The 13,854-nt window shown below is 39.4% G+C and carries 12 protein-coding genes and 1 rRNA gene; 4 read left to right on the top strand and 9 right to left on the bottom strand.

What is annotated here, in order from left to right; all coding sequences use genetic code 11:
* Nucleotides 1-147, bottom strand: a 16S ribosomal RNA gene (locus tag E2K98_RS28075); the annotation flags it as partial.
* Between the two features lie 441 nt (nt 148-588).
* On the opposite strand from E2K98_RS28075, the gene E2K98_RS28070 reads away from it, so the two are divergent.
* Nucleotides 589-906 carry a hypothetical protein gene (locus E2K98_RS28070; protein ID WP_133340015.1) on the top strand — a complete coding sequence of 106 codons (318 nt, stop codon included), beginning with the start codon at nt 589-591 and terminating at the stop codon, nt 904-906.
* Nucleotides 907-1,362: 456 nt separating this feature from the next.
* Nucleotides 1,363-2,232 carry a 3D domain-containing protein gene (locus E2K98_RS28065; protein WP_133340013.1) on the top strand — a complete coding sequence of 290 codons (870 nt, stop codon included), beginning with the start codon at nt 1,363-1,365 and terminating at the stop codon, nt 2,230-2,232.
* Nucleotides 2,233-2,355: 123 nt separating this feature from the next.
* Here E2K98_RS28065 and E2K98_RS28060 read toward each other — a convergent pair whose 3' ends face one another.
* Together E2K98_RS28060 and E2K98_RS28055 are read right to left on the bottom strand one after the other, a co-directional pair.
* Nucleotides 2,356-3,168, bottom strand: a complete 813-nt coding sequence (locus E2K98_RS28060) for an ABC transporter permease (RefSeq protein WP_133340011.1) — start codon at nt 3,166-3,168, stop codon at nt 2,356-2,358.
* Nucleotides 3,165-4,178 carry an ATP-binding cassette domain-containing protein gene (locus tag E2K98_RS28055; protein WP_133340009.1) on the bottom strand — a complete coding sequence of 338 codons (1,014 nt, stop codon included), beginning with the start codon at nt 4,176-4,178 and terminating at the stop codon, nt 3,165-3,167. The genes E2K98_RS28060 and E2K98_RS28055 overlap by 4 nt, the downstream gene beginning before the upstream one ends.
* A 157-nt stretch (nt 4,179-4,335) precedes the next feature.
* Here E2K98_RS28055 and E2K98_RS28050 point away from each other — a divergent pair, with 157 nt between their 5' ends.
* Entirely contained in the window at nt 4,336-5,016 is a 681-nt protein-coding gene (locus E2K98_RS28050; RefSeq protein ID WP_133340007.1) for a response regulator transcription factor, read from the top strand.
* Nucleotides 5,013-6,086, top strand: coding sequence for a sensor histidine kinase (locus tag E2K98_RS28045; RefSeq protein ID WP_133340005.1), 1,074 nt, complete (start codon nt 5,013-5,015; stop codon nt 6,084-6,086). Before E2K98_RS28050 ends, E2K98_RS28045 begins: the two co-directional genes overlap by 4 nt.
* A gap of 177 nt (nt 6,087-6,263) precedes the next feature.
* On the opposite strand, the gene E2K98_RS28040 is transcribed toward E2K98_RS28045, so the two are convergent.
* From E2K98_RS28040 to E2K98_RS28010, 6 genes are all read right to left on the bottom strand, one after another.
* Complete coding sequence (locus tag E2K98_RS28040) at nt 6,264-7,166, bottom strand: hypothetical protein (protein ID WP_133340003.1); 903 nt, start codon at nt 7,164-7,166, stop codon at nt 6,264-6,266.
* A gap of 68 nt (nt 7,167-7,234) precedes the next feature.
* The gene (locus E2K98_RS28035; protein ID WP_133340001.1) at nt 7,235-8,194 is read right to left on the bottom strand and encodes a coiled-coil domain-containing protein; all 960 of its coding nucleotides are present in this window, start codon (nt 8,192-8,194) and stop codon (nt 7,235-7,237) included.
* Nucleotides 8,187-9,056: a cell division protein FtsX gene (locus tag E2K98_RS28030; RefSeq protein WP_133339999.1), complete on the bottom strand. Its 870-nt coding sequence runs from the start codon at nt 9,054-9,056 to the stop codon at nt 8,187-8,189. The genes E2K98_RS28035 and E2K98_RS28030 overlap by 8 nt, the downstream gene beginning before the upstream one ends.
* Nucleotides 9,053-9,700 (bottom strand): cell division ATP-binding protein FtsE, encoded by a 648-nt coding sequence (locus tag E2K98_RS28025; RefSeq protein WP_133339997.1) that lies wholly within the window; start codon nt 9,698-9,700, stop codon nt 9,053-9,055. Before E2K98_RS28025 ends, E2K98_RS28030 begins: the two co-directional genes overlap by 4 nt.
* Before the next feature lie 80 nt (nt 9,701-9,780).
* Nucleotides 9,781-11,841 (bottom strand): copper amine oxidase, encoded by a 2,061-nt coding sequence (locus E2K98_RS28020; protein WP_133339995.1) that lies wholly within the window; start codon nt 11,839-11,841, stop codon nt 9,781-9,783.
* A gap of 286 nt (nt 11,842-12,127) precedes the next feature.
* Entirely contained in the window at nt 12,128-13,600 is a 1,473-nt protein-coding gene (locus E2K98_RS28010) for an aldehyde dehydrogenase family protein (protein WP_133339993.1), read from the bottom strand.
* Nucleotides 13,601-13,854: the final 254 nt, after the last annotated feature.

Genomic DNA, 13,854 nt, shown 5'->3' with positions numbered 1-13,854 from the left:
ATCCCAGTCTTACAGGCAGGTTGCCCACGTGTTACTCACCCGTCCGCCGCTAACCAACAGGAGCAAGCTCCTATTGATTCGCTCGACTTGCATGTATTAGGCACGCCGCCAGCGTTCGTCCTGAGCCAGGATCAAACTCTCCAAGAAAGCTGATATAGCTCATTTGTTACGTTGGCTCATGTTCTTTATATAATAGAAGAAACATGGTTATTATTGTTTGTTGACGTTTTTGTTTGTTTAGTTTTCAAAGAGCATTTTTTTCGAGAAGGTTTATAGTATACCATCTCACTCATAAAGCGTCAATTACTTTTCTAAGAAAAATTTCTTAAAAAAGCAACATAAACTATGATAACAGAAACATTTAATTAATTCAACTGTTTTTTTGAAGTTTAATATTTTCTGTTAGTGACAAGAAGTAATATTACTAGATTAATTCACTTATGTCAACAGTTTAAAAATAACTTATCCCCCTTCTTAAGAAACTGCTATGATGGATAATAGGATTGAGGTAGGTATAAGGACAAAGGAAAAAAGTAGGATTTACTTTCCACTTTCCTATCTTAAAATACATAATGGAGGTAAGATACCATGTTTAAAAAAGCTATCATTCTTGTTGTGCTCTCATCCATTTTAGTAGCATTACTATTCGTTAAAGTTCACACAGCCAATCCAGTTAACAATTCAATTTCTAAAGGTAATGGTTCCTCTCAGTACATTACAAAGGAATACAAGATTACCAATATTAAAGGGAATAACTACTACGGAAAAGGCGATAACGGGACAGGGATTCGTTTTTCTTCTAAAAACATCGTTTCGGGTGAAAAGATAAAAGTTCATGATGAGGTCATATGTTATTTTGAAAAGGATAATTTGGGAAAGGGCATCGTAAAAGTCGAGAAGAAATAATTTTACCAGATGCCCCCTTGAATCAGACCTGGATGTGTCATCGATCAATAACTTATTACACAAACTTAATGATAGAAAGGGAAATTCGTTTGAAGGAATTTATTATTTGTTATACTTTTGATCATGAGATTATCACTGAAAGAGTGGTTAAATAGATGAAAGGATATTTTTCTAATAAACAAATAGAAGAATACCTTTTATTTTTTTGCCCATTTATCACTTCGTTCCAAATTCTCAATAACTTTATCTTTATCATTCCTATTTCCTCAATTGGGCTTTTTGCATTAAGTGCCTTCAAAAATCACCACTTTCAGATTATTCAACTATTTCCGACATATTATCGCAATATAAATGCCACGTTGGTAATCTAATTAACATCTCTCTGTTCTTTGTTTCAGAAAATTTCATGTTACGATTATGAAAACTTAGCAACCAAAGAAAACGGAGGGTAAAAGAATGCTTAAAAAAATTATATCATTGATAGCAGTTGCTGTACTCTCAGTAACTGTAAGTGCTAATGTGTCAGCTGCAACCATTACTGTACAAAAAGGGGATACCCTTTGGGATCTATCACGCGTACATAATACATCAGTAGAAAATATTCAAATGTTAAACCATCTTACTACCGATCTTATTTATCCTGGAGATAAACTAGCCATTGCACCAGAGAAACATTATATAGTTAAACAAGATGACACATTATGGGATATCGCCACGGAGCATCATACATCGGTTTCGTTAATTAAAGAATGGAACCATTTAAATACCGATCTCATCCATCCTGGATTAAATCTATTAATCTTTGATGGCATAAATACGAATAATACTGCTGTAACAGGAAAAACAATGGACCTTGCTTTACAAGATTCTAAGGAAAATGCACCTGTATTTAAAACTGAATCAACACAAAAGGAAAGTGTACCTGCAGTAAAAGTAGCACCAGCACCAAAGGAAAGCGCACCTGCAGTAAAAGCTGCACCTGAACCAAAAGAAAGCGCACCTGCGGTACAAGCTGAAACAAAAAGTGATTCAAGTTCTAAAGAAATTACAGTGAAAGCTACAGCTTATACAGCCTCATGTGAGGGATGTTCCGGCATTACGGCAACTGGAATGAACATTAAAGCAAATCCAAATCAAAAGGTCATCGCCGTTGACCCATCGGTTATCCCACTTGGTAGTAAAGTGTATGTAGAAGGCTATGGGGAAGCGATCGCCGGAGATACTGGCGGAGCGATTAAAGGAAATCGAATTGATGTCTTTATCCCTTCTGAACACGATGCAATCAATTTTGGGGTAAAACACCTAAAGGTAACCATATTAAACTAAAACATATTAAACAACTTATCTATAGTATACCCATTATTATGCAAAACACTGCAACTCTTTTATGTACCAAGGGTTGCAGTGTTTTTTTATTTACCTAAAATAATCTAGCAAAGATTCGAGTATCTACGTCCGCCGCATATAGGCGCGGACCGTGATTGGTGCAAAGATTGCTAAAATTACCGCAGCTCCAATAAGAGATATTGTAAAATCCCAACCAATTTTTCCATTGTTGGCAAGATTACGGACGGCAGTTACAAGATGTGAGATTGGATTCATTTTCACAAACCATTGGAGCCAGTCTGGCATAGTCTTAACCGGCACAAAAGCATTAGAAAGAAACGTAAGCGGGAACAGGGCGAGCATTGATATCCCCTGAACACTTGAAGCAGTACGTGCAATCACACCGAAAAAGGCAAATATCCAGCTGATGGCCCAGGAACATACAATGACAAGCACCCCTGCAATGAAAACGTTACCCAATCCACCATCCGGACGATAACCCATGATATACCCCATGGTAAAAGTAAGTACGGTCGCAATGGTATACCGGATTGTATCTGCCAACAACGCTCCCGCCAGCGGAGCAATCCGCGCAATCGGAAGTGACTTGAACCGGTCAAATACGCCTTTATCCATATCCTCACGCAGCTGGACCCCAGTAACAATGGAAGTCGTAATCACGGTCTGCACAAGGATGCCGGGTATGATAACGGGCAAATAGCTCTTCACATTTCCTGAGATGGCCCCTCCAAAGATGTAAGTAAACATAAGAGTAAAAATGATTGGCTGGAGTGTGACGTCAAATAATTGCTCGGGTGTTCGCCGAATCTTCAGTAGACCACGATAGGCCATTGTAAAAGTATTTCGCACGGTCTGACCCAAACTGGTATAGTTTTTTAACTGGCGATCGGCAAAAGGCTTAGTGGATGTATTCATACTCCTACCTCCCTTACCTCATTGAAATTTTCAGGCGTACTATTCGCATCATGCCCTGTAATCGTCAAAAAGACCTCATCAAGAGTCGGTTTCTGCACACTCAATTCCGCCAGCTGGATTCCCGCCTTGCGAAGAGCGATCAGGAGATCCGTGACCCGGTCGGCATCCGTCATCGGAGCAATAATCTTTCCGCCTTCCGACGACACATTGGACTTGGCCTTTAGCACATGTTCAACGGTTTGACGGGCATTCTCGCTGTCCAGTGGATTTTGAATTCTAAGATGCAACGAAGTTTTTCCAACTGATGCCTTCAACTCATCCACGGTGCCCTCCGCGACAACGATGCCGCGATCGATCACCGCAATCCTGTCAGCCAGTTCATCAGCTTCTTGCAAGTACTGTGTTGTTAAAAGGACTGTTGAGCCAGTACGCACCAATCGGCGGATGGTATCCCACATTTGATTTCGCGTGCGAGGATCAAGCCCTGTAGTTGGTTCGTCTAAAAAGATAAGCGGCGGTTGTGCAATAAGACTTGCCGCAAGATCCAGCCGGCGACGCATACCGCCTGAGAAATTTTTCAACGGACGCTTCGCTGCTTCCGTTAATCCAAATTCCTCAAGTAACTCCGCTGCCTTCCGCTTGGACTCTGCCCTTCCCAACCCGAGCAGCCGGGAGAAAATAACCAAATTCTCGGTTGCACTAAGCGACTCGTCAACCGAGGCATACTGACCTGTAACCCCAATCAATTGACGTACGATTTGGGACTCCTTCACTACATCATGACCAAAGATGCGTGCCGAACCTGCATCAGGTCGAAGCAAGGTTGCCAACATTCTAATTGTAGTGGTTTTACCTGCCCCATTCGGACCAAGCAGGCCATAAATCGTACCTGCACGCACATTTAGATTTACGCCGTCAACAGCACGATTTTCACCAAAATTTTTAAATAGCCCTTGAGCCTCAACAGCCCAATCCCCATTGTTTGGCATTTTCCTGTATATAGGTTCCATATGCATTCCTCCTCTTTCACTGCATACATCGTAACAGGCCATTATGAACTGAATATGAACTTTTAATCAATTCTCTAATTCATATTCAGTTCATAAAGAAGGAGTATACTAAAAAGACGTAAATTATAGATTTTTTCTTTGTAAAGGATGGAATGTCATGACAAAAATCTTAATAGTTGACGACGACGCTCATATTCGCAAATTGGTTGGTGTCATCTTGTCCAAGGAAGGCTTTTCAATCTTAGAATCCCAGGATGGAAAAGAAGCGTTATCCTTGCTCGAGGCCGAAAAAGTCGATCTGATCATTCTTGATATTATGATGCCAAACATGGATGGCTGGGACTTCTGCCGGAACATAAGATCCTATTATTCCGATTCCCTTCCCATCCTGATGCTGACGGCAAAGGGAGAAACAGCTCAAAAAGTAAAAGGATTTGAGCTTGGGGCAGATGACTATTTGGTCAAGCCCTTTCATCCCGCTGAACTGTTAGCACGGTTAAAGGCATTACTCAAACGGTACCATATCAATCGCTCAAATAAGGTGAATATTGGAAATATCGAGCTGGATCGCGCGACTTACCAAGTGTTTGATGGTGGAAACGAAATCACCTTGCCTCTAAAGGAATTTGAGCTTTTATATAAATTTTCAGCCTATCCGGGCAAAACATTTTCAAGAGAACAGTTGATTGAAGATATTTGGGGATATAATTACGAAGGGGATGAGCGAACCGTGGACGTTCATATTAAACGTTTGCGACAGCGTTTTTCAGATGTGAACTGCCCTTTTAAAATTACGACGATTCGCGGGCTCGGTTATCGTTTAGAGGTGAAAAAATGAAAATCATCAAGATGGTAAAAAAAAGCGGCGAGGTTTTAGCCATTTTACTCCTATTACTTTTATGCTGGACAGCCGCTTTTTACATCACTCCCTGGTTTTTCCAAGCCTTTCCCATCCATCAGTTATCTTCCTATAAGATGCAGATGATCGATACCTTTTTTGGATTTTTTCTCTTTGGACTCATCATGTATGGCTTTTCTAAAATTAGTTTTTTTCAAGAAAAACAGAGTCTGTTTTTGCGACCAATGATTGAGGCGATGGCAAAGATGGCTCAAGGGAATTTTAATATTGATCTTTCATTTTATAAAAAAGAGTTCGGGAATCGAAATCATCCCTTTAATGAAATTGCAGAGAGTATTACCCATATGGCAACAGAGCTCGGTGAAATGGAACAAATGCGCCAGGAGTTTATTTCCAACGTTTCTCATGAAATCCAATCACCTCTGACCTCCATAACAGGATTTGCCCATGCCTTAAAAAGTGATCATCTATCTGATGAAGAACGCATGCAATACCTCGAAATTATTGAGGTGGAAAGCATGCGGCTTTCAAAGCTAAGCGATAATCTGTTAAAGCTAACTTCATTGGAGTCCGACCATCCGCCATTTGAACCAAAATCCTACCGTTTAGATCAACAATTGCGCAGAGTCATCCTTTCGAATGAACCGCAATGGAGAAATAAAAATCTTGAGATGGATGTTTCCTTGAATAAAGTAACCATCAATGCCGATGAAGAGCTGATGGATCAGGTTTGGATAAATTTACTCCATAACAGCATTAAATTTACACCAAACAATGGGAAGATTGGTGTGGAAATAATTAAAAATGCTGCGGATAGGATTACTGTGACGATTAAAGATACTGGAATTGGGATGACAAAAGAGGTTCAGATGCATATCTTTGAACGTTTCTATAAAGCCGACCCATCAAGGAACCGTTCAAATGGCGGGAGTGGATTAGGGCTTTCGATTGTAAAGAAAATCATTGAAATGCATAAAGGGGATATACAGGTTGAAAGTTCCCCTAACAAAGGGACAGAGCTTAAAGTGATCTTGCCAATTGACCAATAAACAAAAACAAGCCCTTCTAAAAAGTAGAAGGTGCTTGTTTTTGTTCGTTGCGCAAAATTGTTCAGCGAAAATGAGGGCGGTTCTCTTTTGGATATTTATTTCTTCTAGTGACTGGAGGTCTTGCACTTTTGTATTTCGTGCAATAGTCTAAACATTAAGACCAACTTGTCTTTCAATTTACTGAAGAAACTCTTTTCGTTTTTTCTTATTTGACCGATTAACGACAAATATCCAAGCGAAAAGGATTACAACTATACCTCCACCTGCCATCGGAACAAACGGGAATGGTTTTTCCTCTCCTTTTGAAGTAATAGAGTGAGTCCCCATCGATGAGTGATCGTTTACCAATTGATCGTCTGCAAACTGACCTTTCGCGGAAACAATTAAACCAATTACTTTCTCTCCATCGTGGGTAACCAAAATAGAATGGTCTACTTTTTTCCCACCCCAAGACTGAAGATCAACCGGTCCATACAAAACTTTACCATGTGGATTTATTTTATAATTCATTCCCTCAATGGTTATGACGTATTGATCTTCTGTACCCTCTTTAATGATTTTGACATCGCTTATGGTTCCTGTTGGTCCATTTGCTGCCCCAGCTAAGTCATATAATGTTTTTCCGTCAACCTTTTCTGTTAAGAATCTGCTTAAATAACGGACATAGTCTTCATGAGTCAATTCACTTGATTTATGTGAATCAGGAGCTTTTCCGCCAAAGAATGCCTGATCTACGTCTTGATATGTAGCATTACCATCCAGACTAATGATACGTTTTTTTTGAAGTGCAGCTTTTTCAAAAACTTCTTCTTTAGCCGTATCATCCGCTAAATGATCAAAGGTGGCGATATAATAAGCTAACTCAGCACGTGTCAGTTTTTCTTGTGGCTTAAATAAATTCACTCCTTCCGGCGCAGCCAGGGCTCCAATCGTTCGAAGGATCACAATTTGTTCTTGAACTTTCGAAAATTGAATATCGTCATAGATATTCTTTTCGTTCGTAATATGGGCTAAAGCGGTTGAAGAAAATAGGAATGAGACGCTAAATAGAACAGCTATTATTGAAATCATTTTTTTCATTTTATTTCTTCCTTTTAATCATGTTATTTATACAGAATCGTAGTTTGGAGTGAGATTCCTTTTCCTATTTATTCCCCGGCATCCTCTGCCTTTTGAATCTCAATGGCTCCATTCGTTTGTTCAACATAAAAGTTTTTCGAGCCTTTGCTTAGAACTGCAAGATTAATAGATAGAGCTTTGAGATCTTTTAGTTCACCATTCGGAATCATAAATCCATCGATAAAACCAGCTTCGATCTTTAAACTGGCTGTGTTTTGATTGTCCATCGCCATCACTCCAATTAAGATCAAATCATCATAATCGGTATGATAATGAACATAAATATGATCAGAACGGATAAAATACGTCACCTTACATTTTTGATTTAACATCGTTTCCTCTATGCGGTAGGGAGAAGTTGCCGTTTTTTGTGTAACAAAGTCCTTTAAATTTTTAGATAGTAAACGATTGTCATAAAGCAGATCACCCTGCAAAAAGATACGGACAATGTCCCAATATTGCCCGACTTTATCTGCTAGTTGAAGCGGACTTAAACGTCCATAATGATCGAGTATTTGTTTCCTTGCATTTAAATTCTCTTGAATGGCACCTAATAGCTGTGTTTCTCCTTCTAGCGATTCCTTCGTCACTTTCAATTGCATATATTGATAGTAAAGATCATTAAGATCTTGCAGGTCATTCTTTATTTTTTTTTGGATAATCGTTTTGTTCGCTAAGACATCCTCAATTTGATTGGATTGAAAAATAAAGTTCAAATAAGCATCCATACCAATTGAGTTATAGAACATTAATTTATCTGCAGCCAACTCCTGTTGCTGGGCATATCCCTTTTGCATTTCCTGCACCTGTGGTGTTAATTGTTCAATTTCGACTTTGGTTTTTTGCATTTCATTTTTTAATTGTTGGGTTGTGTTTTCATTTATGCCGACTAGAAACTCTTTGAAAACACCTAAAACATGAGCGCTCGTTTGAGACGCAGCAATCAATACCAGAAAAAATGTGAGAAGTCCGATAATAAATTTAGCCATTTTTCAACATCTTTCTTGTTGCAAAGTAGCTTCCTAATAATCCAATCGCTCCTCCACATGCGATAAGAGAAAGCATAATCAAATTCATATTTTGAATACTAAAAGTAAAAATATAATAAAATTTCATCTGTAATTGATACAAAACATATTCATAGAGTAAAAATAAAGTACTACTAGCGAATAAACTTCCGATCAAACCTAATAGAAAGCCCTCAAACAAAATTTGATTCCGAACATGAGAGACTTTTGCACCTAGTAATAGTTTGACCTGTATTTCCTTTTGCCGTTGGTATAAACCCAAATGAACGGCGACATGAACGGTTAAAAAGGAACATGCAATCATAAGGGCTAAAACAATCAGTCCATATCGATTGATCTTGCTCGACCACGAAAGGATGGTATGAGCATATGTTTGAGCATAAATGACATCTGTAATCCCTTTAATCGATTTTAATCCTTTTGCAACTGTGTCAATTTCGCTCTTATCTTTTAAATCCAGCAGGATGGTATCTGGTAAATGGCTGTCTTTAAAAGAATCAAATAAGTAAGACTTCCCCTGAAAAAATTGCCTTAAATTATTTAAGGTTTCTTCTTTTGTTTCAATCGTTATATTTTGAGTAAAGCCCTTTGTTCTCAAAATTTGCGCTACCTCTTGTGTATTAACGGAAGGATCTACAAATATCTTTATTTTCACTTGGGAACTTAGAAAGTTGGTCACATTATCCAAACCTGTTTTCATTAATAAAAAACTGCCTGAAATGGATAGAGAGATAAATACCAGTAAAATCGTTGCTATGGCAGCTGCAGCATTTCGTTTGATTCCCTCTCTAACGTCACGCAAACTATAGATTAAGATATTCATAGCTCTCTTATAATCCCCCCTTCCATTCGTATTTTTCTACCTGGAAACGTTTTGACTAGTTCTTTTGAATGTGTAACGATTAGCATTGTGAGACCGTGTTGCTGATTAATTTGTGAAAATAGCTGCATGATCATGAATGCATTTTCCGGATCCAGATTTCCCGTTGGCTCATCAGCAAGCAATATTTTCGGTTTATTAAGTAAGGCACGAGCAATCGCTACCCTTTGTTGTTCTCCTCCTGATAGTTGTGCCGGATACCGTTCCTCCTTTCCTCTCAAGCCCACCTGTTCAAAAAGCTCCTTGGCCCGCCCCATGATTTCAGACTGACTTTTCCCTAATACTTCACCGGCTAAGCAAACATTTTCGAAAGCCGTTTTTCTCTCAAGCAATTCGAAAGATTGGTAGACTGTACCAGTTATGCGTCTTAATTCAAATTTTTTCATTTTTCTAATGGAAACATTTTCGATCCATACTTCTCCCCCGAAGTCCTCGGTATACCCATTTAGTATTTTTAAAAAGGTACTTTTCCCTGACCCTGAACTTCCTTGTAAAAATACCAATTCTCCTTTTTGGATTTCAAGGTTTAATCCCTTTATCACTGGAACTCCCAGGTAGCTTTGCTTGAGATTTTCAATTTTTATCATCATTTCACCTTCTAAATCAAAAGCATCCTAAAAAATGGATGCTTTTGATTTATTATTATCATATCCATTCGAATTCTTTATTACTTGCTGTTCGGTTTTTGCAAATCAAGAGTTGGGGTCTGATCAAAGAAATTATATGGTTTCAATAATAGGGATACCCATTCTGTTGGCATGATTGGCCATTCTTCCGCTCTTGGAATATGGGTAATTCCAGTTGTGACCCAAACAACGTCATCCGTATTTTCAATTGGTCGATTTTGCTGCGTCCACAATCCCAGGCCGATTTCTTTCGTACTCTGATTGATATATTTCCCTTCTGGATATAGTTCATTTTCATTATAAGGTGTTACCCAAACATGTTTTCCTGCATAACCGACTCGCTTCGCAAGATAGGAATCACTCGTAAACAGCAGGTTTTCAGCAAATGGCTGGGTACCGCCAGCATAAGGGATAATCTGATAACCCGTCGGATACCCTTGCTTATTTTCCTTTTCACTATTCGTAACCAGTATGAGTTTGCTAGGGTCAGTCCATTTCTGTGCTGCATCTAATTCCTTTTTATAGATAGTTTTGCCGACAACCATTTCACTATTGCGATAAGGATACGATTTGTCGGTAACACTTTGAGCTTTAGGGGTTATTTTCTCCACACTGTTTTTCTCCCCATCTACATCCATATCAAGCCGGAAATTAAAAATATGCTGGTGGTATACACCGACTAGATTTTGATCAAGCAATGTCCCATTTCGTGTATCTTGTTTGGCCGTACTGTCGTGCATCGTCTTACTCTTCACAGCTTTAACCGCTTCAATACCTGAAGCACCACTATCGATTTCAATATTCCCGTTTTGCTGGAATACCCAATCAAATATATAATCATAATTCCCTACAGTCGTGATGAAACGAAGAACCAATTCTCGTCGATCCCTGCTCTCCGAAGTGCCTGTAACAAAATCATTATGTGTCCATTCAGGACCGCCCTCACGCTCGAATATGCCCATCACATTATGTGATACATACGGCTTCCCTTGGTAGTCAACCAAAGTAGCATCGAACAGTTTAGCATTTGCTGGTACGTCCGAACCTTTCACAAGAGGTCTGCCTAAATTCCCTACACCATATTCCCCGGAATCCATATATGATTTGAAATACCAACCGACATCTGGATCTCCATAAGGGACGGTCATTCCGCCAAGACTGCCTTCATACATGATTTTTCTTATTTTTCCATGATCATTATAGGTAACGGTATTAATAACAGGGCCTACACGCGGATCCAAGCGAAAGTGGAAGGTGAAATTTTGCCATTTGACTTCATTCCCATTAACGTGGAAGCTTGTACCCTTTGGCTGCACAATATTAAGAGGTTTAGCCGGCTCGCGCTTACTAGCATTATCCTTCATGACATAAGAGGTGTTTTTCATTGGGACCGGTATCACGCCTTCATCCTGAACTTGAATCACCTTCTTTTTATCCAAATCGATGACGGCAACAAGATTCTCGATAGGGTGTCCCCAGAAATTCCCGTCTCCTGTATCTAAGTAAGCCACACTTTTTAATAATTTTTTATTTGGATCCGCACTATTATCTTTCGGACCAAAATAACCAACGGTTAAAGGAGTAGCAATAACTTTAGAAAAATCTTTTATTCCCCGTTTTAACAGAGCCTTTTTATATTCATTACTAGCGAGAATAGCCTTTTGTGCGGTTGCCCAGTCATCCGCGAGGATCATACCGTGCGCACCCTTCATTTCCTTCCAGGATAAGACCTTTTTATCCCCTAAATCTACGAGTCCCTCTTTTATATGATTATCCTGCATGACAATAATCGCTGCCTGCCGAGGGAGCTTTTTTCCCTGTTTCCAGTTCTTTACCGCTTCTTTGTTTGGTTCCTTTAAGCTTATTTCTTGGAAACGAGTGTTTGCTTTGATATAGCCCTGCTGCTTGAGAATAGTACGTGCCAAATTGATTTCATCTGCGCTTAAAGGATTTAAAGGATTATAGGGAACTTTTTTTTGAACAGAATTTACCTTTGCACTTTCTGCGGCCTCCGCTGTTTGATGATGCTGATAGAAACCAACTCCTCCAGAAACAGCTAAAGCGGTTGTAAGAATAATAGGTACAAGTTTACTTTTTTTCATAAATACCTCCCCATTTTGTGCGTTTTACTAGAATAATAGCGCTATTTGAATAAGGCTGTTTTCTAAAAGATTTTTGTTTTTTCGTAAGCTTTGTTGCTATTTATCCAAGAAGAAGAGTGGTTGATTTCCGCTCCAGGATGCTCGCTTTCCGCGGGGCGGGCGGTGAGCCTCCTCGGCGCTTTGCGCCTGTGGGGTCTCACCTGTCCCTCTGCTCCCGCAGGAGTCTCGCACCTTCCGCTCAATCAACTTCTCACAAACATATTTACATCCTTGAATACAGACTGATTTATACTCCGTACCAATTTAATCCATTTTTATTCAAATCGATCCATACACTTTTTGTATGGGTATACATATCCATTGCCTGCACTCCTAACTCTCTGCCAAACCCGCTTTGCTTTGTGCCGCCAAAAGGAGTCGTACTATCCAGCATATTATACGTGTTCACATATACCGTTCCGGATTTTAGGCCACGCGCCATGCGATGTGCCCGTTGAAGATCATTTGTCCAAACTCCTGATGCCAAGCCATACACAGTATCATTTGCCTTTAAAAGCGCATCCTCTTCATCTTTAAAACGAATGACGGATACAACTGGGCCGAAAATCTCTTCTTGGGCAATCTTCATTTGATTTGTTACGTTTTCAAAAATAGTCGGTGAAAAATAATAACCACTGCCAGCATTTTCATAACGTTTACCGCCTGTTACTAACCTGGCCCCCTCTTCTAGTCCACAGCTTACATAGTGTTCAATGGTTTTAAGTTGTTTATCAGATACTTGCGGCCCCATTTGAGTGGTTGCATCAAGGGGATTTCCAATGCGTATCGATTGAACTTTATTAAAAAATAAATCCATAAACTTATCATAAATCCCGTCCTGAACAAATAAGCGCGAACCTGCTGCACATACTTGACCTTGTGCAAAATAAATTCCAAACATGGAACCGTTAACGGCATCTTCAAGAGAGGCATCATTAAACACAATATTCGGTGACTTACCGCCCAGCTCAAGTGAAACCGGTTTCAAATTATGGCTGGCAGTTTGCATGATCAGGCGGCCTGTCTCAGTCGAACCTGTAAAGGCAATTTTATCTACTTCAGGATGCGATACTAATGCATTACCCGCGACAGGTCCTGTTCCGGGGATAATGTTCAAAACCCCATCTGGAATGCCCACCTCTTGAAAGATTTTTGCAAGTTCTAAAATGCTGATGGAGGTTTCCTCAGCTGGTTTAATCACAATGGTATTACCAGCTGCAAGTGCTGGTGCCAGCTTCCACATCGTAAGCATAAGCGGAAAATTCCAAGGCACGATTGCCCCAATTACACCTAACGGCTCTCTTAAAGAATAGTTAAATCGATTGGAGGGTGAAGCAAATGTATCCCCTTGAACTTTATTAGCAAGACCGGCATAAAATTCAAGAACATCAATGGTTGCAGGCATGGCAATGTATTTTGTTTCATTAATAGGAAGTCCATTATCCATGGATTCGAGTTCAGCAAGGAAGTCTAGCTTTTCCCACATTTTTTGAGCCGCTTTATAAAGCAATCTGCCTCGATCTCCAGGAGACATACTCGCCCATGCACCCGATTCAAAAGCTTTACGAGCTGCTTGAACGGCTTGATGGACGTCCCCTTCATCTGCTTCAGAGATTATTCCATTGATTTCACCAGTGGCCGGGTTTATCGACTTAAAGGTTTTTCCAGAATTACTATCAACCCAACTTCCCCCAATAAACAGCTTATAAACTTTTGTCATTCTTTCATCCACTCCCTTTTTGTGCATTACGGATTTTAAAGCAGCACAATGAATTTGTTATGTTATTATTATTCTGAAATTTCGGTTTAATTTCTATTACCCAGATGGGCCATTTTTGTTAGGAATAACAAGGAACAAAATGATAAAAATGGATATTTTTTCATAATATTTCAATATACTTTCAGTGATAAAAGGAATCGCTTTCATTTATTTAAAATAATGTGACAGACTATTCAGTTAAGTATGATGAATAT

Source organism: Bacillus salipaludis (assembly GCF_004358205.1).
Note: the sequence above shows the minus strand (reverse complement) of the source record. Positions and strands in the feature narration are given on the sequence as shown.

What these genes read in the sequence shown, in the direction of transcription:
- E2K98_RS28070 (WP_133340015.1), top strand. Translation starts at nt 589, where the DNA reads ATGTTTAAAAAAGCTATCATTCTTGTTGTGCTCTCATCCATTTTAGTA.
- E2K98_RS28065 (WP_133340013.1), top strand. Translation starts at nt 1,363, where the DNA reads ATGCTTAAAAAAATTATATCATTGATAGCAGTTGCTGTACTCTCAGTA.
- E2K98_RS28060 (WP_133340011.1), bottom strand. Translation starts at nt 3,168, where the DNA reads ATGAATACATCCACTAAGCCTTTTGCCGATCGCCAGTTAAAAAACTAT.
- E2K98_RS28055 (WP_133340009.1), bottom strand. Translation starts at nt 4,178, where the DNA reads ATGGAACCTATATACAGGAAAATGCCAAACAATGGGGATTGGGCTGTT.
- E2K98_RS28050 (WP_133340007.1), top strand. Translation starts at nt 4,336, where the DNA reads ATGACAAAAATCTTAATAGTTGACGACGACGCTCATATTCGCAAATTG.
- E2K98_RS28045 (WP_133340005.1), top strand. Translation starts at nt 5,013, where the DNA reads ATGAAAATCATCAAGATGGTAAAAAAAAGCGGCGAGGTTTTAGCCATT.
- E2K98_RS28040 (WP_133340003.1), bottom strand. Translation starts at nt 7,166, where the DNA reads ATGAAAAAAATGATTTCAATAATAGCTGTTCTATTTAGCGTCTCATTC.
- E2K98_RS28035 (WP_133340001.1), bottom strand. Translation starts at nt 8,194, where the DNA reads ATGGCTAAATTTATTATCGGACTTCTCACATTTTTTCTGGTATTGATT.
- E2K98_RS28030 (WP_133339999.1), bottom strand. Translation starts at nt 9,056, where the DNA reads ATGAATATCTTAATCTATAGTTTGCGTGACGTTAGAGAGGGAATCAAA.
- E2K98_RS28025 (WP_133339997.1), bottom strand. Translation starts at nt 9,700, where the DNA reads ATGATAAAAATTGAAAATCTCAAGCAAAGCTACCTGGGAGTTCCAGTG.
- E2K98_RS28020 (WP_133339995.1), bottom strand. Translation starts at nt 11,841, where the DNA reads ATGAAAAAAAGTAAACTTGTACCTATTATTCTTACAACCGCTTTAGCT.
- E2K98_RS28010 (WP_133339993.1), bottom strand. Translation starts at nt 13,600, where the DNA reads ATGACAAAAGTTTATAAGCTGTTTATTGGGGGAAGTTGGGTTGATAGT.